This window comes from Methylobacter sp. S3L5C (genome assembly GCF_022788635.1).
Classification (GTDB): domain Bacteria; phylum Pseudomonadota; class Gammaproteobacteria; order Methylococcales; family Methylomonadaceae; genus Methylobacter_C.
The window spans coordinates 97,490-118,125 of record NZ_CP076024.1 but is presented as its reverse complement, the minus strand read 5'-3'; the positions used below and the strand labels follow the sequence as shown (position 1 = coordinate 118,125).

Annotated in this window: 16 protein-coding genes and 3 tRNA genes; 12 read left to right on the top strand and 7 right to left on the bottom strand. The window is 42.2% G+C overall.

The genetic code is table 11. The features are described 5' to 3' along the window. Positions 1-164 precede the first annotated feature (164 nt). The 3 genes from KKZ03_RS00560 to KKZ03_RS00550 form a co-directional block, all read right to left on the bottom strand. On the bottom strand, positions 165-2,090 hold the full coding sequence (locus tag KKZ03_RS00560; RefSeq protein WP_243219253.1) for a PQQ-dependent dehydrogenase, methanol/ethanol family: 1,926 nt from the start codon (positions 2,088-2,090) through the stop codon (positions 165-167). Between the two features lie 382 nt (positions 2,091-2,472). Beyond that, positions 2,473-3,198, bottom strand: a complete 726-nt coding sequence (locus KKZ03_RS00555) for a UDP-2,3-diacylglucosamine diphosphatase (protein WP_243219246.1) — start codon at positions 3,196-3,198, stop codon at positions 2,473-2,475. 68 nt (positions 3,199-3,266) lie between these two features. After that, complete coding sequence (locus KKZ03_RS00550; protein ID WP_371744785.1) at positions 3,267-3,779, bottom strand: peptidylprolyl isomerase; 513 nt, start codon at positions 3,777-3,779, stop codon at positions 3,267-3,269. A gap of 247 nt (positions 3,780-4,026) precedes the next feature. Here KKZ03_RS00550 and cysS point away from each other — a divergent pair, with 247 nt between their 5' ends. The 7 genes from cysS to parC all read left to right on the top strand — a co-directional run bounded on the left by cysS (position 4,027) and on the right by parC (position 9,708). After that, positions 4,027-5,412 carry a cysteine--tRNA ligase gene (cysS, locus tag KKZ03_RS00545; protein ID WP_243219243.1) on the top strand — a complete coding sequence of 462 codons (1,386 nt, stop codon included), beginning with the start codon at positions 4,027-4,029 and terminating at the stop codon, positions 5,410-5,412. A gap of 107 nt (positions 5,413-5,519) precedes the next feature. Then, complete coding sequence (gene fchA / locus KKZ03_RS00540; protein WP_243219241.1) at positions 5,520-6,152, top strand: methenyltetrahydrofolate cyclohydrolase; 633 nt, start codon at positions 5,520-5,522, stop codon at positions 6,150-6,152. 113 nt (positions 6,153-6,265) lie between these two features. Further along, a tRNA-Pro gene (locus KKZ03_RS00535) sits at positions 6,266-6,342 on the top strand. 5 nt (positions 6,343-6,347) lie between these two features. Then, positions 6,348-6,424, top strand: a tRNA-Arg gene (locus tag KKZ03_RS00530). Positions 6,425-6,448: 24 nt separating this feature from the next. Next, positions 6,449-6,524, top strand: a tRNA-His gene (locus KKZ03_RS00525). A gap of 454 nt (positions 6,525-6,978) precedes the next feature. Further along, on the top strand, positions 6,979-7,476 hold the full coding sequence (locus KKZ03_RS00520; RefSeq protein WP_243219239.1) for an acyl-CoA thioesterase: 498 nt from the start codon (positions 6,979-6,981) through the stop codon (positions 7,474-7,476). Then, the gene (parC, locus tag KKZ03_RS00515) at positions 7,477-9,708 is read left to right on the top strand and encodes a DNA topoisomerase IV subunit A (protein WP_243219238.1); all 2,232 of its coding nucleotides are present in this window, start codon (positions 7,477-7,479) and stop codon (positions 9,706-9,708) included. 143 nt (positions 9,709-9,851) lie between these two features. On the opposite strand, the gene KKZ03_RS00510 is transcribed toward parC, so the two are convergent. Beyond that, positions 9,852-11,120: a hypothetical protein gene (locus KKZ03_RS00510; RefSeq protein ID WP_243219236.1), complete on the bottom strand. Its 1,269-nt coding sequence runs from the start codon at positions 11,118-11,120 to the stop codon at positions 9,852-9,854. Positions 11,121-11,130: 10 nt separating this feature from the next. After that, positions 11,131-12,630, bottom strand: a complete 1,500-nt coding sequence (gene ppx / locus KKZ03_RS00505) for an exopolyphosphatase (protein ID WP_243219234.1) — start codon at positions 12,628-12,630, stop codon at positions 11,131-11,133. Between the two features lie 142 nt (positions 12,631-12,772). On the opposite strand from ppx, the gene KKZ03_RS00500 reads away from it, so the two are divergent. From KKZ03_RS00500 to KKZ03_RS00490, 3 genes are all read left to right on the top strand, one after another. Then, the gene (locus KKZ03_RS00500; protein ID WP_243219230.1) at positions 12,773-13,699 is read left to right on the top strand and encodes an ABC transporter ATP-binding protein; all 927 of its coding nucleotides are present in this window, start codon (positions 12,773-12,775) and stop codon (positions 13,697-13,699) included. Beyond that, positions 13,699-14,463 carry an ABC transporter permease gene (locus KKZ03_RS00495; RefSeq protein WP_243219227.1) on the top strand — a complete coding sequence of 255 codons (765 nt, stop codon included), beginning with the start codon at positions 13,699-13,701 and terminating at the stop codon, positions 14,461-14,463. The genes KKZ03_RS00500 and KKZ03_RS00495 overlap by 1 nt, the downstream gene beginning before the upstream one ends. 97 nt (positions 14,464-14,560) lie before the next feature. After that, positions 14,561-15,040, top strand: a complete 480-nt coding sequence (locus KKZ03_RS00490; RefSeq protein ID WP_305852361.1) for a peptidylprolyl isomerase — start codon at positions 14,561-14,563, stop codon at positions 15,038-15,040. A 133-nt stretch (positions 15,041-15,173) separates the two neighbouring features. On the opposite strand, the gene glnD is transcribed toward KKZ03_RS00490, so the two are convergent. Next, entirely contained in the window at positions 15,174-17,810 is a 2,637-nt protein-coding gene (gene glnD, locus KKZ03_RS00485) for a [protein-PII] uridylyltransferase (protein WP_371744915.1), read from the bottom strand. A gap of 5 nt (positions 17,811-17,815) precedes the next feature. Beyond that, entirely contained in the window at positions 17,816-18,580 is a 765-nt protein-coding gene (gene map, locus KKZ03_RS00480; RefSeq protein WP_243219223.1) for a type I methionyl aminopeptidase, read from the bottom strand. Positions 18,581-18,864: 284 nt separating this feature from the next. Between map and rpsB the strand changes: the two genes are divergently transcribed. After that, entirely contained in the window at positions 18,865-19,605 is a 741-nt protein-coding gene (gene rpsB / locus KKZ03_RS00475; RefSeq protein WP_243219220.1) for a 30S ribosomal protein S2, read from the top strand. 113 nt (positions 19,606-19,718) lie between these two features. Beyond that, complete coding sequence (tsf, locus tag KKZ03_RS00470) at positions 19,719-20,609, top strand: translation elongation factor Ts (protein WP_243219212.1); 891 nt, start codon at positions 19,719-19,721, stop codon at positions 20,607-20,609. Positions 20,610-20,636: the final 27 nt, after the last annotated feature.

Below are 20,636 nucleotides of genomic sequence, written 5' to 3'. Positions count from 1 at the left end.
ATTGTGAGGTATATCGAAAATGCTTGTTTTCGCTGATGCCCAAAAAAGGCATATTTCGGTCTACGGGCTAAAAATTGACAGTATTATAGTAAACAACAGGCAAAAAAAAGCCCTGGTTAATGACTAACCAGGGCTTTAATAATCAATCTAAAAAATCAGATAAATCATTTGTTAGGCAATGTAAACACAGTGAACGTACCACCTTGTTTTGTGAAAGATGCCAAGCTTGCGTAAGCGCCGTTGGCACCCAAGCCTTCTTGTGATATTTTCACAGCTATTTTTTCCAATGCCGCTTTTTTCTCTGGATCGGTTTCTGCAGCAGCCTTGGCTTGTGCTTCTTCCAACATTCTACCAAAGTCAGTAGCTATACCAATACCTGCCCAGCCGCCAATACCGGAAAGAACACCGATATATTGTTTGCCTTCGTATTTCCAGGTATTAACGTTGCCGATGATGCCGGAAGGTGTTTTGAATTTATATAATTCTTTACCTGTTTTAGCATCAACTGCTTTCAAATAACCTTCCAGTGTGCCGTAAAATACGACGCCGCCTGAAGTAGCCAATGAACCGGACCAAACCGAGAAGGGTTCTTTGTTTGACCAGGCAATTTTACCTGTTTTGGCATCAAATGCAGTGAACTGACCCAAGTTGGTGGTATTGTCAGGTTTTCCGGTCAAAACATCCGCACCAGCAGGCATCATGTCCAACGTTGCACCAACATAAGGCTGACCGGCTGTGTAAGTCACTTCGAAAGGTTCGTAGTTCATGCACAAATGGTTGGCTGAAATGTAGAACAAGCCGGTTTGTGGTGAGTAAGAAACCGGTTGTTGGTTTTTACTACCTAACGCAGCAGGGCAAACGCCTTCTGATTTAACGTCTTCGCCGTTTTGTTCAGTACTGAATTTTGCTACCACTGCTGGACGACCGGTCTTCATGTCGACGTGTGATGCCCAATTAACTGACTTATCAAATTTCTCGGCAACCAACAATTCACCTGTTTCACGATCCAGGGTATAGCCAAAACCGTTACGGTCGAAATGCACGATGGTTTTGTGCATTTTACCTTTAACTTCTTGGTCAACCAGAACCGTTTCATTGATACCGTCAAAGTCCCACTCATCATGTGGTGTCATTTGATAGACCCACTTAACTTCGCCAGTGTCAGCATCACGTGCCCATAAAGACATGGACCACTTGTTGTCACCCGGACGTTGTGTTGGGTTCCATGTTGATGGATTGCCTGATCCGTAATAGATCAAGTTTAATTTAGAGTCGTAACTGGTCCAGCCCCAAGTTGTACCGCCGCCAATTTTCCATTGGTCGCCTTCCCAAGATTTTAAGCTTGATTCTGCGCCAACCGGGGTGACTTTACCGTTTTCCCAAGTAGTTGTTTTGGTTGGGTTTATCAGCATGTCTTTATCAGGACCAACACTGTAACCTTTCCATTTCAATTTACCAGTCTTGATGTCATAAGCAGCCAAAAAGCCACGAACACCAAATTCACCGCCGGAAATACCGGTTAACACAGTATCTTTAACAACTAACGGTGCGTTAGTGTTGGTCATACCAAGTTTAGGGTCACCGTTTTGTACACTCCAAACTCGTTTACCGGTTTTGGCGTCTAGTGCGGTTAAAACAGTATTAGCTTGTTGCAAGAAAATCTTGCCATCACCATAAGCCAAACCACGATTCACAGTATCGCAACACATAACTGGAACAGTTACATCAGCATCTTGTGTTGGTGTGTATTCCCAAATAACAGACTGGGTTTTTTGGTTAAGTGCGTAAACCGTGTTTGGAAAAGGCGTTTGGATGTAGATAATATCATCAATAACCAATGGTCCACCTTCGTGGCCACGTAAAACACCTGTTGAAAAAGACCATGCAGGTTGCAAGTTCTTTACGTTGTCAACATTGATATCATCAATTGTACTGTAACGAGTACCTGCGTAATCTCCACCCCAAGTGGCCCAGTTAGCTGGATCTTTGGTAAGGGCTTCAACATTACTGTTAGCAGTTAAAATTGCTGGTGCAGCTAATAATGCCGCTACACTTGAAGCAAGTAGCCAATTTTTTAAAGGCTTCTTCATATTATAGTTCTCCTGGTACCCTGTTAATTAGACAAAATACTGATTATGATTTTTTAAGACTAATATTAGTTTTTTTGGGTGATTCTTCGATCCTAAAAGGCAGGAATTTTTCACGCCAAGCGACTAGATTTAATGATTTTGCCTAAAAAGTCAACTTTTAAAAGACTCGATGTTGAAGAGCCAAGGCAAAATACGCTAGTAATCAGGTTTGTCTGCTCTTTAACCACGCACCTGAGATACTATTTTTTCAACTGTTAACTTAATGCATAATAATTCAAAGTCAACTATTTCAAGGTCGGTTTTTGGCTACCTTTAAGATGGGATTATCGTGATATAAACGGCTTGACTGATTTTGTATTTTAACTGAGTGAGCCGGTTTTTTTTAAATGCTTTCCAGTTGATAGCCTTTGCTGTTCCAGCATAATAAGCCGCCAGCATCTTTACTCCATGCAGGCAACACAAAGCGTTGAGCAGAGTGTCCGTTTATTTCAAAGTTATGAATGTTAGGGCGGTGCGTATGGCCATGAATCAAGCGTAAAGTTTGGTGCTCATGCATCACTTTAATTACGGTATCCTGATTGACGTCCATGATACTTTGAGATTTTTTGCGTTTATGAAAATAGCTACGGATACGGTACCAGCGAGCAACCAATAGCCTTAGCAGGAGCGGTTTTGATAAGACGGACTGTTGCCATTCGGGCGTATGCGATTTAATGCGAAAGGCTTGATAAGGAAGGTCGTCGCTGCATAATAAGTCACCATGGGTGAGCAGTGTTGGTGTGCCATGTAAATCAATAACCACATAATCATCCAGCAGGGTAACACCGGTATCCAGGCAGAATTGTTTGCCTAACAGAAAGTCCCTGTTCCCTGGCTGTAAAAAAACCGGCATACCGGAAGCGGTTAATTGTTTGAGTTGTTTGCGGATTTTATGGGTTGGCGGCGTAGGGTCATCATCACCTATCCAGGTATCAAAAAGATCGCCTAATATGTAAACAGCCGCCGCTCTAGGTGCCCTGTTTTTCAGGAAATCAAGAAATCGACGGGTGATTTCAGGTTTTTCCAAGGCAAGGTGTAAATCTGAAATAAAAAGGATTTCTTGGTTCAATGGGGTGCTCGTAGAGGGGGTGGAGGTACAAGGCGAAAGTGAGATGTTTTAGCCTTGTACCTTGGGCTTTATTTTACAACTTCAGCTTTTTCAATAACGATGTCTGTCTTAGGTACGTTTTCATGGCCACCACGATTACTGGTCGCTTCTTTAGCCATTGCATCGACAACATCCATGCCTTCAATCACTTCACCAAATACGGCATAGCCCCAGCCACTGGATGTTTCGCTGGTGTGGTTTAAAAATGAATTATCTTTGTAATTGATGAAAAATTGGGCAGTAGCGGAATGGGGATCATTGGTACGAGCCATTGCCAAGGTACCACGGGTATTTTTCAGGCCATTGTTGGCTTCATTTTTGATCGCCCCGTGAACGGATTTTTGATCAAATTTGACGTCAAAGCCACCACCTTGCGCCATAAAATCCGGAATGATGCGGTGAAAGATAGTCCCATTGTAAAAGCCTTCATTAACATAAGTTAAAAAATTTGCCGACGAAACGGGGGCTTTTTCAGTATTTAACTGAATAATAATTTCACCGAGTGTAGTGGTTAATTTAACTTTTGTTTGTGTATCTGACATATTATTTTCCTTTGCAAAAGAAAGTGTTGAGATTAAAAAAAGCATCATGAAAAGAATGACTTTGCGCATTGGTTTTTCCTTACGAGTGATGCAAATGATAGATTTTATGTGTTTTTATCTTGAAAGAGAAGTAGTCGCTTGGTAAATTGTACCGCTTTATTGCTTAAGCGGCCCTTAGCATTGGTAATTTTTTTGTTAAAAGGACGCTGTGTGCAGATCCTGCCTAACTGTTTACTTTATTAAATATATGTTGAAAATATATAACACCTTGTCCCGAAAAAAAGAACAGTTTAAACCGCGAGTAGAGGGCAAAGTCGGCATGTATGTTTGCGGTATGACGGTTTATGATTATTGTCATGTTGGTCATGCTCGCGTGATGGTAGTATTTGATACTGTTGCGCGTTATTTTCGTTATTTGGGATATGACTTGACCTATGTGCGAAATATTACTGATATTGATGACAAAATTATTCAGCGTGCCAATGACAATGGCGAAGTTTTTGGTGAATTGACCGAGCGCTTTATTAATGCAATGCACGAAGATGAACGTGCGCTTTTTGTCTTGCCGGTAGATATTGAGCCCAGAGCTACACAATCTATCCCTGATATTATTGCCATGATTGAGATCTTAATTGCTAAGGATCTGGCTTATGTTGGCAGTAATGGTGATGTGTTTTACGCCGTCACCCAATTTAAAAATTACGGACACTTATCCGGCAAAAATATTAATGACTTGCAGGCAGGGGAGCGGGTTGATGTTGACTTGGCAAAGCGTAATCCACTGGATTTTGTGTTATGGAAAATGGCCAAAGCAGGCGAACCTGCCTGGTACTCGCCATGGGGCTTGGGTCGTCCCGGTTGGCATATTGAATGTTCAGCAATGTCGACTTGTTGCTTGGGCAATCATTTTGATATTCATGGTGGCGGTATGGATTTACAGTTTCCCCATCATGAAAATGAAATCGCCCAGTCTGAAGGCGCGACCGGTGAGAAATTTGTTAATTTGTGGATGCATAATGGTTTTGTAAGGATTAATGAAGAAAAAATGTCCAAATCGTTGGGTAATTTCTTCACTGTACGTGAAGTGTTGAAACAATATAAGCCTGAAATAATCCGCTTTTTTATTCTCTCCAGTCATTACCGAAGTCCTTTAAATTATTCAGATGAACAGCTGAATGATGCCAATGCCGCTTTAACGCGGCTTTATACGGCTTTACGTTGCTGTGACGTTGCAAACACTGATATTGATACAGATTATAAAGCCCGCTTTGAACAGGCGATGAATGATGATTTTAATACGCCTGTTGCCATGTCGGTATTGTTTGATTTGGCCAGGGAACTGAATAAAACCAAAGAAACTGATCAGGAAAAAACGCGATTGTTGGCGAGTACCTTAATACAGTTAGGTGGCTTGTTGGGGATGCTACAGGATGATCCTGAAAGTTTTTTAAAAAGTGGTGTTATTAATGACGAAGGCCAAGATACCGTTATTGAGCAACAAATACAGGCGCGTCTGGAGGCAAAAAAAGCTAAAAATTGGGCGTTGGCCGATAAACTGCGTGATGATTTAAAAGGGCAGGGCATTATTTTGGAAGATGCACCTGACGGCACAACCAGTTGGCGGCGCGAATAGTTATTTATATTCAATCGCACATTAAATTGAGGTCGGGTTGCTGCAGCGTAACCCGACAATCATAGCTACGCTAACCTGACCTGCAATCAATAACAAAAAATTACCTAATGAGCGAAATTAAAGATAAATCAATCCAGCTATTTCTTGATGAATTAGCCAGTAAATCGGCAACGCCGGGTGGTGGCAGCGTCTCCGCATTAATGGGCGCACAGTCTGCCGCATTAACCAGTATGGTTTGTAATTTAACCATTGGTAAGCCCAAGTACGCAGAAGTCGAAGCCGAAATGCAAGCCTTACTGCAAAAATCAGAAGCGTTACGCGAAAAATTGACAGGCTTGATTAAAGCCGATATTGATGTATTTAACCGTTTAATGACGGCTTACGGCTTACCTAAAGAAACTGAAGAAGAAAAACTGGAGCGTACCGAGGCAATACAGTGGGTATTAAAAGCAGCTACTGAAGTTCCTTTAGAATGTGCACGCGCGTGTGCAGAAGCTATTGAGTTAAGTCGTTGTGCCGCAAATATAGGCAATATTGGCGTTATTAGTGATGCCGGTGCTGCGGTAATGGCAGGTTATAGTGGCTTAAAAAGTGCAGCGCTTAATGTTTATATTAATACTGGCAGCCTTAAAGACAGGACGTTTGCAGAGGCTAAACTCGCTGAATTAAAAACAATTTTGACAAATTTTGATGATACGGTTGTAGAAGATATTTATCAATTGGTTAAAACCAAACTGTAACTGATTTTGCTTTTAGCGAAAAAAACAATTGACGAAATATAGATGTGTCGGCATAATAGAAAGCTCTTCAAGGGTGGTTTGCAAATTTTGCCAGTCAGTCTTAAAAGAGATTTCGGGATGTAGCGCAGCTTGGTAGCGCGCCTGCTTTGGGAGCAGGATGTCGGGGGTTCGAATCCCTCCATCCCGACCAGTTTAGCGCTTGTAGCTCAACCGGATAGAGCACCGGCCTTCTAAGCCGGGGGTCGCAGGTTCGAGTCCTGCCAAGCGCACCATTACATGAATAACCCATTATTATGGTGAGCGTAGCTCAGTTGGTAGAGTCCCGGATTGTGATTCCGGTTGTCGCGGGTTCGAGCCCCGTCGCCCACCCCAATAAATCAAGCAATTACCAAATCTTGATAACTTCATCCCCTGCATTAATTCCTAAATGTAATCAGTCTGTTGCCGCATTTCCTCAATGCCAACTGTAAGCCGCTAATAGTTAACTTTCAAAAAACATCCCAATCGCTGCCAATAATACAGGTACCCCCCGGTTTTACCCGACCATCAATTGTAAAATTATAAATTCATTATCTTGTCACTTTAGTGGATATTAAATCTGCTATGGCTTTTAAGTCGTTACTCTTACATCGTCAGCTGAAACATCTTGTTAATCAGAAATTTTTTTATTTAACGGTAGGTTGTGGAGTCCATAAGTAAGATTTTTGATATTCCTGATATATACTAATGATGTGAAAAAGTAGCCCCGCGACAATCTTTGCACTTCGCCTTAAGTGGGTAACAGGTACAATAGGCCATAAGTTGGTTTTTACCCCGGATTAATAAAATGGCTAAACAAGAAAAAACCTTAACAATGACAGTGCTGATGACGCCCGATATGGCAAATTTTTCAGGTAATGTGCATGGTGGCTCCTTATTAAAGTTACTGGATCAAGTGGCTTATGCCTGCGCGGCAAAATATTGTAAGAATTATGTGGTGACAGCGGCATTGGATCAGGTTTTCTTTAAACAGCAGGTAAATGTCGGTGAGTTGGTAACTTTTTATGCCCATGTTAATCATGTCGGCCGTTCATCAATGGAAATCGGTGTGAAAGTGGTTGCCGAGCATTTAAGGACTAATGAAAAAAGGCATACAACTTCTTGCTATTTTACTATGGTGGCTATTGATGAAGAAGGTAAGTCTTTTGAGGTGCCGCGCCTGCTTTTGGAAACTGATGCAGAAAAAAAATTGTATGCAGAGGCTGAAATGCGCAAAAAAATGCGTCAGCAAAGTTTGGAGAAAAATCGCGCTCTCCATGTTGAATTATCAGAGGAAACGTTTTAAGTGGGACTACAAGAGAATTTTGAACGACTGCCTTTAAAGGATTTTGCCGAGAAAGCCTATCTGGATTATTCCATGTACGTCATTCTCGACCGGGCTTTACCGCATATCGCGGATGGCTTAAAGCCGGTGCAGCGACGTATTGTTTTTGCGATGTCAGAGCTGGGCTTGAATGCCCTGGCCAAGTATAAAAAATCTGCGCGTACGGTCGGTGATGTGTTGGGTAAATATCATCCACATGGTGACTCTGCCTGTTATGAGGCCATGGTCTTGATGGCCCAGAATTTTTCTTACCGCTATCCATTGGTTGATGGACAGGGTAACTGGGGTTCGCCGGATGATCCTAAATCATTTGCTGCCATGCGTTATACCGAATCACGTTTGACTGCTTATGCCAATACGTTGTTAAGTGAATTAGGGCAGGGTACGGTTGAGTGGTCGGATAATTTTGATGCGACGTTAAAAGAGCCGGTGTTACTGCCGGCAAGATTACCGAATATTTTGCTGAATGGCACGATGGGTATTGCTGTGGGTATGGCGACGGATATTCCGCCGCATAATCTTCGTGAGGTGGCAGCTGCCTGCCTGCAATTATTGGATAAGCCGGAAAGTACTTTGGAGGATCTGTTCGAGCATATCAAAGGCCCTGATTATCCGACTGATGCAGAAATTATTACGTCAGCCGAGGATATACAAAAAATGTATTTTAGTGGTGGTGGCTCGATAAAAATGCGGGCTATCTACGAGCAGGAAGAAGGCACTATTGTTATTACTGCTCTGCCGCATCAGGTATCAGGATCTAAATTGATGGAGCAAATCGCCGCGCAAATGTTGGCGAAAAAGCTGCCGATGATTGAAGATTTGAGAGATGAATCAGATCATGAAAATCCTACCCGTTTATTAATCATTCCAAAATCCAAGCGCATCGATGTTGATGCGGTTATGTCGCATTTATTTACCACGACTGATCTGGAAAAAAGCTATCGTGTTAACATGAACATGATAGGCATGGATGGCAAGCCAAAGGTTAAAGGGCTCAGGGATATTCTCGTTGAATGGCTGGCTTTTCGTACTGAAACGGTGCGTCGACGATTGCAGTATCGATTGGATAAAGTACTGGCCCGATTGCATATACTCGATGGTTTATTAATTGCCTATCTAAACATTGATGAAGTGATTGCCATTATTCGTAATGAAGAGCATCCCAAGCCGGTGTTGATGGCGCGGTTTGGACTTAGTGATATTCAAGCCGAAGCCATACTGGAATTAAAGTTAAGACATTTGGCCAAGCTTGAAGAAATGAAGATTCGGGGTGAGCAGGACGTACTGGAAAAAGAACGCGCTGCACTGGAAAAAACCTTGGGTTCGCGGTTGTTATTAAACCGTTTGATCAGAAAAGAAATTGAGCGTGATGCCGAGCAATATGGCGATGATCGTCGTTCGCCAATTGTTGCAAGAGTAGCCGCCGTTGCGCTGCAAACTACCGCGTTAATCAGCAACGAACCTTTAACTATTATTTTGTCAGAAAAAGGCTGGATAAGAGCGGCAAAAGGTCATGATATTGAGGTGGACAGTTTAAGCTACCGCTCGGGTGACAGCTTTCTGGATGCGGTAAAAAGCCGCTCAACACAACCCGTCTATATCCTTGATTCGACTGGTCGGGCGTATAGTACCTCTGCTCACGATTTGCCTTCAGCAAGAACGCAGGGAGAGCCCTTAACCGGACGGCTTAATCCACCTGCTGGGTCAATGTTTACGCATTTGCTTGCCGGTAATCCGGATGATTGGATTGTCTTGGCCAGTCATTTTGGCTATGGTTTCAGGGTTCAGCTAAAAGAACTATCCAGTAAAAATAAGGCGGGTAAAACGCTTATTTCCTTGTCTAATGGTGCGAAAGTTTTAAAGCCTGCGTCTGTCCGTAATGAGTCTGATTTGTTGGCAGTCGTTACCTTGCAAGGCCGTTTGCTGGTTTTTCCTGTGGCTGATTTACCGGCGCTTGCGCGAGGCAAAGGCAATAAGCTGATACAGATTCCTCCTGCTGATCTTGCGGCGGGAATTGATAATGTGGTCTCAGTGTTATCAATACCTGAAAACAGCTCGTTAAAAGTGGTTTCAGGTAAACGAACTTTAACGTTGAAAGCCTCCGATATAGAACATTACACCGGCAGTCGTGCCAAAAGAGGTTTGCATTTACCTCGCGGGTTTCAGCGGGTTGATGGTTTGGAATGTGAGTAGTCTTGTATCGATACAATTAAAGCTGTGTAGGGTCTGATAGCGACAGCGTATTGCATCATAGCGGAATAATCCAGCATTCGACGCAATAAAGTAATGGGCTATGGCGTCCTATCGATTATAGTTTGCTTCAGTTAGTAATAATATCAGTCTTTGTTGTAAATCGGTGTTGCGGCTATGCGGGCATCGATCTGTTTTGATAGTGCCTGATAAGTGGGGCTATCAACCGACTGGTAGCGCTGTTTAAATTCAGCTTCGTCCATGTGCTCGGGAAGATCCGTAGGATCAGGCATAAAGTCGCTATAATTTTTTATTTCCGACATGGCTTTTTGAATCTTGCGTGCATTTTCTGGTGATGATGTTGCCAGTTCACCAAAGCGTGTGCCCGCTTTGTCAGCCGCCAAGTCAATAAAGCTGAAACCACTCCCGCCCTGTGCATCGCTTAATTCTTTCTCTTCACCGACCACTTTGGCCACCTGACCATTAACAGAAGCAGTAATAGCCGCAGAGCCTATGAAATGCTGGGCAAGATCTATTCTTTTGTATAAAAAAGTGGAATAGCGTTTTTCTGCCGTTAATTTGGAGGCAGGAAAAGACAGGAGTTTTTTGGTTTCTTTTCGATTAACATAATTATTTACCGCCATAATTGCCAGCTTGTTTTCTTCTATTGCATTTTCTACTGTAGAACGCTGAAGTGCCAATTCAAATAAGGGTTTTAATAAATCGGCCAGCGATAAACGCCAGGCAGGATCATGCTTGGCGATGATTTCGGCCAGTTTTTGCTGGTAAATATCAATATTGGCATTGTCTCCTCCTTGAGTCAGGAAATTTCGTGCCTGAATCAGGGTTCCCATGCTGGAGTAATAGCTAATAGTAGCTTTTTCTTGGTCAATTTGAATGCTTCTAATGGGGCGGGTTGCCAGTATAAAATACTCATTTAATGAGGTGTGTCTGATAATGTTGTCGATAACAAAAGCGGCAAATTTGGCTGGTAGCAATAATTTACCGGCTTTAAATTTGGTAAGGCTGGGTATTTCGCTCTGGTTTTCGTTACCCAATCTAAAGCTGATATTCAAATATCGACCCAAGCTGTTACTTGGCAGTGTCATGGTGACATTAAATCTTAAGACGTCCTGTTTTAGTTCTATTTGTACTGCACTTTTTCTATACCGATTTAACAAATAATTGGCGGCAAGATTAAGGTCGGCTTGCGTTAGCTCGATAGTGTTGATTTCATCAGGTTTGGTTTTAGAGCCTTCATAAAGGATTTTTTTGGCTCTGGTAATATCATCATGAGTGAGCGTCCACGCTACCGCAAGGTCAGGCTTGTCACTAATGCCAAAAAAAATCAGCAGGGTGCATAAAATCAGTAAAGCACCCAGACAGAGTAAAAAAATGCGCGAGAGAACTTTCATAAGGCAGGGATCATGTAAATTCCAGCTTGAAGCCGGCAGCTTTAAGATAATCTGCTTCCTGAAGTAAATCAGCATAAGTCAGTGGAGATAAGGTTAACCACTCACCGGGGAATGTTAAGTAAATTTTGGTTTTTATAATAGCGATCTTAAAGTCAGGTAATGCTTGTTCCAGGCGATTGCGGTGGAGCAATACGGCCAGTCGCAAAACAAGCGTCAGGTAAGGTGCGAAGTTATTCCAGGGTGGTGGTAAGTCTTGGAAAAGAGCTTGCGAAAATTTGCGTCGATGTGCTCTGATAATCGATGCCAGCAATAGTTGATCTTGGTTGGAAAAACCGGCTAAATCACCATTTTCAATAATATAGGCGCTGTGTTTATGGTATTGGCTATGCGCTATATCAATGCCAATTTCATGTAAATCAGCGGCCCAATCCAAAAATTGTACACAGTCTTCATCAGTAGCCCAGTCGTGATGGTCGCTTAACTGATTCAAGATGATATTAATGGTTTTATTTATCTGCGCAGCATGTTTTTTATCGGTGTGATAGCGATCGGCGACAGACTGAGCGGTTACCGAGCGCATGTCTTCATTATAAATGCGGCCGACCAAGTCCTGTATGAGACCTTCCCTTAAGGCACCATCAGAAACTGTCATTTGCTCTATCCCCAGGCTTTTAAAAGTAGCATAGATAATAGCTACACCGCCCGGAAAAACCGGTAGGCGTTCTGGATCAAGGTCGGGTAAATTAAGATTGTTAATATGATCACACTGGTTTATATGGGCAACCAGTTTCTCCAGGCCTTGCCAGGTTATGCCGTTATTGCTCCAGTTAGCCGCTTGCAGAACTTTTGCAATTGAACGCAAGCTGCCGGATGCGCCAATGGCTTCATCCCAGTTTGAATAATGAAATTTTTTCTTGAATGGCTCCAGTTTTTGTTCGGCGAACAAGGTTGCTTGGCTAAAGGCTTGTTTTGATAACCGGCCCTCTTTAAAAAAGGCATCGCTTAATGAAACACAGCCCATATGCAAGCTCTCTTTCTCTTTGGGCGTTTCGCCGGTACCTATGATGTATTCGGTACTACCGCCGCCGATATCGATAACCAGGCGTAGTTTGGCGTTGCTGCTTAAGCTATAAGCGACTCCCAAGTAGATCAGGCGGGCTTCTTCTATCCCTGAAATGATATGGATGGGATGATTTAAGGCCTGTTCAGCTTTGATAAGAAACTGTGCTGCATTTTTAGCGGTACGCAGGGTGTTGGTACCGACAATGCGAACACTGCCCGGCGGGAAGTGACGGATTCTTTGACCAAACCGTTCCAGGCAGGCCAGCGCCCTATTTTGAGTGCTCTCATCGAGAATGTTGTTGGTATCCAGTCCGGATGCAAGTCTGACCATTTCCCTAAGTCGGTCAATTGTTTGTGGTGTACCGTTGTTTAGATTGCATACAATCATATGAAAACTATTGGAGCCCAAGTCTACGGCAGCAACAATTTCTGGTGGTTTGATAGGCACGTATTATCCAGTTTTGTCTACGAGGCGTGTTAATGTCTGATAAAATAACACAGTTTTCTGTGGTCCATTTAAGCTTTTTATTATGGATTGCATTTGTCTAATTTAACTTATTTAAAGGCTCCCGTTAAGTGTTAGTTTCAATATGAATGCTTTATCTATTCGTAAGCTTCGAAAAACTTATAATAATGGTTTTGAAGCATTAAAAGGTATTAATCTTGACGTTGAGGAAGGTGATTTTTTTGCCTTGCTCGGCCCTAATGGTGCCGGGAAGTCGACAGCGATTGGCATTATAAGCTCGTTGGTTAATGAATCCAGTGGCTCGGTCAGTATCTTTGGTCATGATTTAAAAACAGATCGATCAAGAGCCAAAAGTTGCTTGGGGTTGGTTCCGCAAGAGGTTAATTTTAATCAATTTGATACGGTCAAAAGTATTGTTATTAATCAGGCCGGTTATTACGGACTTCCGCGTAAGCTTGCGCTGCAAAGAACTGAGTACTGTCTTAAGCAGATGGATTTATGGGATAAGCGCGATACGGTTTCCCGGCGTTTATCCGGTGGCATGAAACGCCGGGTTATGATTGCTCGTGCCATGGTACATGCGCCCAAGTTGTTGATTCTTGATGAGCCGACTGCCGGTGTTGATATAGAAATTCGTCGGTCCATGTGGAAAATGATGGAGGCTGTTAATCAACAAGGTACAACGATTATTTTAACGACGCATTATCTGGAGGAAGCCGAAAGCCTGTGCCGCAATATCGCGATTATTGATCAGGGTCTCATTGTCGAAAATACTGACATGGCCAGTTTGCTGGCGAGATTGGATGTTGACCACTTTATTCTCGATCTGGCAGGGTCGTTAGTTAATGTTCCCGTCATTGCAGGTTATCAGATTGAGCTTATAGCAGAAAAGATACTTAGTGTTGCTGTGCCAAAAAAATTAGGCATTAATCAATTATTCAGTCAGTTAAGCGCACATAATATCAAGGTGATTAGTCTGAAAAACAAGAGTAACCGTTTGGAGCAATTATTTATGGATTTGGTAGAATCAAAGTCCACAGGTGCCGAGTAATGAATTATTCCATTGCGTTAAAAACATTGGTGATCAAAGAAATATCCAGATTTGTGCGCATCTGGCCGCAAACATTATTGCCACCAGCGATTACCACGGCATTATATTTTTTAATTTTCGGTAAATTGATTGGCGGTCGTATCGGTACCATTAATGGCGCAAGTTATATGGATTATATTGTCCCCGGCATTATTCTTATGTCGGTAATCAGTCATTCTTATGCGAATGTGGTTTCCTCTTTTTATTCGACCAAATTTCAGCGTAATATTGAAGAGTTGTTGGTAGCTCCCGTGCCCAACTGGGTAATTCTTGCTGGCTATGTCAGCGGAGGTATTATTCGTGGCTTGTTGGTCGGTTTGGTGGTGGCATTAATCTCGCTTTTGTTTGCCGATATTGTTGTCAATAACGTCTTGATTACGTTATCCATGGCTTTATTGACGGCGACTTTATTTTCTTTGGCCGGCTTTATTAATGCGGTTCTTGCGGAAAGTTTTGACGATATTTCCATTATTCCCAACTTTATATTAACGCCCTTAAGTTATCTTGGTGGCGTTTTTTATTCGGTAGAGATGCTGCAAGGGGTTTGGAAAACTATTTCCAGAGGCAATCCCATTTTGTATATGATTAATGCCTTTAGATACGGGCTGATAGGTGTGACGGATGTTAGTATCCAGTTGGCTTATATGATTACGGGTGGATTTATTGTGGTATTGATGTTTTTCAGCTTGTTTTTATTGCATAAAGGCATTGGTATCAAGAATTAAATGACCGGCAGGTTTTTAGATAATGATGATTTTTTCAGACAAACGTCTGGCAAATCGTTATCATATTTCGTTTTTTAACAAGCAATAAGGTTTTATTATGCAAGTAGCTGACAACATGGCGGTTTCTATTCATTACACCCTGACTAATGATGAAGGGGAAGTACTTGATAGTTCGATAGGTGAAGAGGTATTGGTTTATCTACAAGGCAGTGGAAATATTGTTCCCGGCCTTGAAAACGCTCTCGTTGGCAAAGTTATCGGTGACAAATTTACTGTGCGTATCGCTCCTGAAGAGGCTTATGGCGAACTGATGGACGATATGATTCAGGTGCTTTCACGGGACATGTTTGAAGGTATCGATAATGTTGAAGTCGGTATGCAGTTTCATGCCGATGTCAGTGAAGGTCCCGGCGTAGTGACCGTGGTTAATATTGAGGGTGATGAGATTACTATTGACGGCAATCATCCGTTAGCTGGTGTTGCCTTAAACTTTGATGTGGAAGTGATTGATGTAAGACCTGCCACTGAAGAGGAAGCGACTCATGGTCATATTCATGGCGAGGGTTGCCATCATTAATATGGCAAAATAAATTTCGTCCATGAACAGGACGAAAAGATTGATTACTTTATCGCTAGGTAATCGCTCAAGCATGCCGGTCGGGTTGCAAATCCCGACCGGTATCAAAAGTTTACAAGTCTTTACTCAAGTATCAAGTATCAAGTATTTTATGTATTTTACGGCGAATCAGATTTTGTTTATCTATATCGTTTATAGGCTGTAATTGCTGATCGGTGATGTAAAACATATCTTCAGCTCTACTACCAATGGTAGTTATTTTTGCACTGAGCAGATTAACCTTCTGTTCGATGAAGGCACGTCCTATTTTTGATAAAAGCCCCGCGTGGTCTGTCGTGATAAGTTCCATTATCGTATGTCTATGTAATGGATCTGATAAAAATTTGATGCTGGTAGGAATAGGAAAATGCAAGGCTTGTCTTGATTTTGATCGACGATGGATGTTGATATGGCCTTTTACGTCCTTGTTTAGCAGATTGTTGCGGAGTGACATACAAATATGAGCCACTCTAAAGGACTCGTTGATGGGCTCTCCTGACTGCTCAAGTACCTGAAAGCTGTTAAGCACATAATTATCCTGGGTAGTCATTATTCTGGCTTCAAGAATAGTTAGGCCTAGCTGATCAAGGGTGGCGGTGATAATTGAGAAAATAGGGCCTTCATCTTTAGTGTAAACAAATACTTCTGCACTACCCAGTTGGGTTTGCTGGCGCAACAAAACCAAAGGCAAGTCGGCTTCTTTGGCCGAGACTATGGTCGTTGTATGCCAAACGATTTCATCGGCAGAATAACGTAAAAAATAATCATCGTTGGTGTGTTGCCATGCGCTATAAATGATGGCTTCCGATATGCCAAGTTTAATCAGTTCGTCTTTGGCTTCCTGTTTATTTTCACGCAATCGGTCGGCAAGAGTTGCAGGATTTTGGAGTCCCTGGATCAGGGCGTTGTAAGTGGCAGAATAAAGCTCTTTAAGTAGGGCATCTTTCCAGCCATTCCATAGTTCCGGGTTAGTGGCGCGTATGTCTGCGACAGTTAATAAATACAAGTGATTAAGGTATTCGATACTGCCGACTTTTTGCGCAAACTCATGAATGACATCCGGGTCGCCGATATCTTTTCGCTGGGCTGTCATGGACATAACCAAATGGCTCCGAACCAGCCAGGTGATTAGTTTGGTATCGTGAGCGGAAAGATCATGTTGAATACAAAAATCTTGGGCAATGTTTTCACCTATGGCTGAGTGGTCGCCATTTTGGCCTTTGGCAATATCATGAAAAAGCGCGGCAATATATAAGATTTCCGGTTTTGTAACCAGCAGAAAAACGCTATTGCAGAGTGGGAATTCATCCCGGTGTTCTTCCAATGAAAAACGCCGCAAGTTTCTAACCACAAAAAGCGTATGTTCATCTACCGTATAAATGTGGAACAAGTCATATTGCATACGCGCAACGATGTTGGCAAAGCTGGGTAAGTAGGCAGCTAATACACCGTATCGATTCATGCGTCTTAATTCATGGGTTAAGCCACGTGGTCTGCGAAATATTTCTATAAAAAGGCGATTAGCGGTTTTATTTTTACGAAATTCATCATCAATCAAATGCAGGTTCTTTCTAATCAGGCGTATGGTTGTGGCTCTTATGCCTGATAGTGACGGGTTTAATTGCAGTAATAAAAACACTTCCAGTAAAGCCATTGGTTGTTGTTCGAATAACGACTCGTTAATTGCCTCAAGATAACCGTTGATGGCAATAAATTTATCGTTAACAGGGGTTTCTTTGCAAATCATCTCACCGGTTACAAAGCGCTCGTTAAATAACTGCAGCAACATTTCATTGAGTCGTTCAAGCCCTTGTACAGTTTTAAAATAAAACTGCATAAACTGTTCGACATCTTGATTGTAGTGTTGATCCTCGGTACTGAAGCCAAATTGCTTGGCAAGTTCACGTTGATAATCAAAGACGAGTCTATCTTCTGCACGGTCGGTTAAAAGATGTAGCGCATAACGAATTCGCCACAATACATCGCGGGCTGAAATGAGTTCTGCATATTCGGACTCAGGTAAGAAGCCGTATTTAATGAGCTCCTTGAGTGTTGATGAGTTGTAATGACGTTTAAATACCCAAGCAATAACCTGCATATCCCTTAATCCACCGGGCCCTTCTTTGATATTGGGCTCAAGGTTATAGGCGGTATCGTGGAATTTGGTGTAGCGGAGTCGTTGCTCCTCCATCTTGGCGGAAAAAAATTGATCGGATGGCCAGATTTTATCAGGTGTTATACGCAATTTAAGCATTTCATAAAGCGTATTGTTGCCGGCAATCAGGCTGATTTCCATCAGACTGGTCATGATAGTTTGATCGTCAAGGGCTACGGTAACGCATTCATCAATAGTACGTACGCTATGCCCCGGTTTTAAGCCGATATCCCATAGAAAAGTAAACAGATTTGCCAGTGCTTCCTGATAAGGTGAGGTGTCGTCAGAATCCAATAGAACAATAATGTCAATATCGGAATGAGGAAACAACTCTCTTCTGCCAAAACCACCGACGGCGCATAAGCTTAATTGCGCGGCATGTGGGCCAAGAAAATACTGCCAGCAACAGTTTAAAATCAGGTCAATGAAGTCTGATTTTTCTTTAAGTAGATCTGAAACTGATTGGTGTGGGTCGAATTTTAGTTTTAATTCGATATTTTTTTGTTTTAGCAGGTGTTTAAACTGCAGCAGGCTGTCAGGTTGTGAAAAAAGTGTAGGATTGATGTATTGATCTATAGCTGTCACATTTCCTCTTTACGCAATGTCAAGATTTCATAGCCTTCAGTGGTGACTAAAAGGGTGTGCTCAAATTGTGCGGACAGACTCCGGTCTTTGGTGACGGCTGTCCAGCCATCAGCCAATACTTTAACGTCATACTTGCCCAGATTAATCATGGGCTCAATGGTTATTATCATGCCAGCATCGAGCGTGATTCCTGTTCCTGCTTTACCGTAATGCAAAACTTGTGGTTCTTCATGGAATTTTTTACCGATACCATGTCCACAAAAGTCTCTAACCACTGAGTAACGATTACTTTCGGCGTGTTTTTGTATGGCGTGGCCAATGTCGCCTAAAGTAGCGCCGGCTTTGACTTGTTCTATGCCGAGGAACATGGCTTCCTGGGTTACTTTAATCAGACGTTTTGCATGTTGACTCACTTCACCGACGCAGAACATTTTACTGGTATCGCCATGGTAATCATCTTTAATGACCGTGATGTCAATATTAACGATATCTCCCTCTTTTAGTTTCTTTTCGCAGGGAATACCATGACAAACTGTCTGGTTAATGGATGTGCATATTGATTTTGGAAAGCCGTGATAATTGAGTGGTGCCGGGATGGCTTTTTGTACATCAATTATATAATCATGGCAGAGTTTATCGAGTTGTTCGGTGGTCACACCAGGAACAACGTAGGGTTCAATCATTTCCAAAACTTCGGCTGCCAGTCTTCCGGCGATACGCATTTTGGTGATTTCACTGGGGGATTTAATGATTATGCTCATGGGCGGTTCAGGAATTAGGGTTTATGGTTCAAGGCGTAATGTTAACATACTCTGATTTTGCACTTTTTACCGATAATAATGTTAATTTTAACAGACGTTTGCTTGTTGTAAAAAGTAAATTATGGTATAAAGTGAAGTTCATTTTTGTAAAAAATACTCACGCTTATCGTCACGTTTGGTAGGGTGCCGGCTTCATTTGTTGAAGTGGGTTACTGGACGGGATAGGCGGAGGCACAACCCAACTCGGAATAAAATATTCCGACTTTAAATCTTAGGAGAAGTAAATGGCAGCAGTATCCATGCGTCAAATGTTAGAAGCGGGTGTTCACTTTGGACATCAAACTCGTTATTGGAATCCAAAAATGGCAACATATTTGTTTGGATCACGTAACAAAATCCATATCATTGATTTGGAAAAAACGCTTCCAATGTTTAATGACGCAATGAATTATCTGAGTCAGATGACAGCAAATAAAGGCACTATTTTGTTTGTTGGTACTAAAAAAGCGGCGCGTAAAGTTGTTGCCGAAGAAGCCAAGCGTTGCGGCATGCCCTACGTTAATCATCGCTGGTTAGGCGGCATGATGACCAACTTCAAAACTATCAAGAAATCCATTAATCGTCTTAAGGAACTGGAAGCAATGAAAGCTGACGGTACGCTTTATCAACGTTTCGGTAAAAAAGAAGCGTTAGGTATGGAGCGTGAGCTGGAAAAGTTGGAGCGTAGTCTTGGTGGTATCAAGGATATGAAGGGCGTTCCTGACGTTATTTTCGTATTGGATGTCGGTTATGAAAAGAATGCTATCAGCGAAGCAAAAAAATTAGGTATTCCAGTTGTTGGTATTGTTGACTCCAATAATTCACCTGAGCTAATTGATTATGTTATTCCAGGTAATGACGACTCAATTCGCGCTGTTAAACTCTATTGTGAAAGCGTTTCTGCAATAGTGTTGGATGCGAAAACAGCCGGTTTAGGCCTATCAGCCAAGGCTGATGATTTTATTGAAGAAGCAGCGGCAGAATAACTAGTCTTCATATTTATACAGGTTTTCTGTGTAAATAAAAAGTTGGATTAGGCCAAAAAACGCCTCCTTACGGGGGCGTTTTTACAGTGACGATATTTTGAGGAAACACAAGCATGAGTATTACTATCAGTGCAGTAATGGTTAAAGAACTGCGTGAAAGAACAGGCTCCGGTATGATGGAGTGCAAAAGAGCATTAGTTGAAGCCAATGGTGACATGGACTTGGCTATTGAAAATATGCGTAAATCCGGTATGGCAAAGGCTGATAAAAAATCAGGCCGTATTGCCGCTGAAGGTATTATCGGCGTTAAAGTTAGTGATAGCGGCAAATCGGTAGCGATTGTCGATATTAACTGCGAAACTGATTTCGTTGCCAAAGCAGATGATTTTGTTGGTTTTGTTAACAGCGTAACTGTTGCCTTGTTGAATGCAGGAAACATTGAGACAGAAGAGCAATTGTTGGCGATGCCGTTGGAAGGTGGCGTTACTGTTGATGAAATGCGTCGCGGCTTGATTTCAACATTGGGCGAAAACATTACTATCAGACGTTTTGAAAAATTTGAAACGACTGAAGGTGGTACTGCGTGTTATTTACATGGCAGCAAAATTGGTGTGATTGTTGAATTAGCCGTAGCAGACCAGGAATTAGGCAAAGACATTGCCATGCATATTGCGGCCAGCAAGCCACATTACGTTTCTGAGGAGCAAGTGCCGGTTGATACCATCGAAAAAGAAAAAGAAATTTTCCGTGCTTTATCGGCTGAAAGCGGCAAACCTGCCGACATCATTGAAAAAATGATTACCGGTCAGATCAGAAAGTTTTTGGCAGAAGTAACCTTGTTGGGCCAGCCTTTTATTAAAGACGATAAAATGACTATCGCTCAATTGGTGTCATTAAAAGGCAACAAAGCTGTTCGTTTCATTCGTTTTGAAGTGGGCGAAGGCATTGAGAAAAAAGAAGAAAACTTTGCCGAAGAAGTAATGGCGCAAGTTAGAGGCAATTAAGAATGATCTTGTTGAATTGCCTTTTTT

What these genes read in the sequence shown, in the direction of transcription:
- cysS (WP_243219243.1), top strand. Translation starts at nt 4,027, where the DNA reads ATGTTGAAAATATATAACACCTTGTCCCGAAAAAAAGAACAGTTTAAA.
- rpsB (WP_243219220.1), top strand. Translation starts at nt 18,865, where the DNA reads ATGGCAGCAGTATCCATGCGTCAAATGTTAGAAGCGGGTGTTCACTTT.
- fchA (WP_243219241.1), top strand. Translation starts at nt 5,520, where the DNA reads ATGAGCGAAATTAAAGATAAATCAATCCAGCTATTTCTTGATGAATTA.
- map (WP_243219223.1), bottom strand. Translation starts at nt 18,580, where the DNA reads ATGAGCATAATCATTAAATCCCCCAGTGAAATCACCAAAATGCGTATC.
- KKZ03_RS00560 (WP_243219253.1), bottom strand. Translation starts at nt 2,090, where the DNA reads ATGAAGAAGCCTTTAAAAAATTGGCTACTTGCTTCAAGTGTAGCGGCA.
- KKZ03_RS00520 (WP_243219239.1), top strand. Translation starts at nt 6,979, where the DNA reads ATGGCTAAACAAGAAAAAACCTTAACAATGACAGTGCTGATGACGCCC.
- KKZ03_RS00510 (WP_243219236.1), bottom strand. Translation starts at nt 11,120, where the DNA reads ATGAAAGTTCTCTCGCGCATTTTTTTACTCTGTCTGGGTGCTTTACTG.
- tsf (WP_243219212.1), top strand. Translation starts at nt 19,719, where the DNA reads ATGAGTATTACTATCAGTGCAGTAATGGTTAAAGAACTGCGTGAAAGA.
- KKZ03_RS00490 (WP_305852361.1), top strand. Translation starts at nt 14,561, where the DNA reads ATGCAAGTAGCTGACAACATGGCGGTTTCTATTCATTACACCCTGACT.
- KKZ03_RS00550 (WP_371744785.1), bottom strand. Translation starts at nt 3,779, where the DNA reads ATGTCAGATACACAAACAAAAGTTAAATTAACCACTACACTCGGTGAA.
- KKZ03_RS00500 (WP_243219230.1), top strand. Translation starts at nt 12,773, where the DNA reads ATGAATGCTTTATCTATTCGTAAGCTTCGAAAAACTTATAATAATGGT.
- KKZ03_RS00495 (WP_243219227.1), top strand. Translation starts at nt 13,699, where the DNA reads ATGAATTATTCCATTGCGTTAAAAACATTGGTGATCAAAGAAATATCC.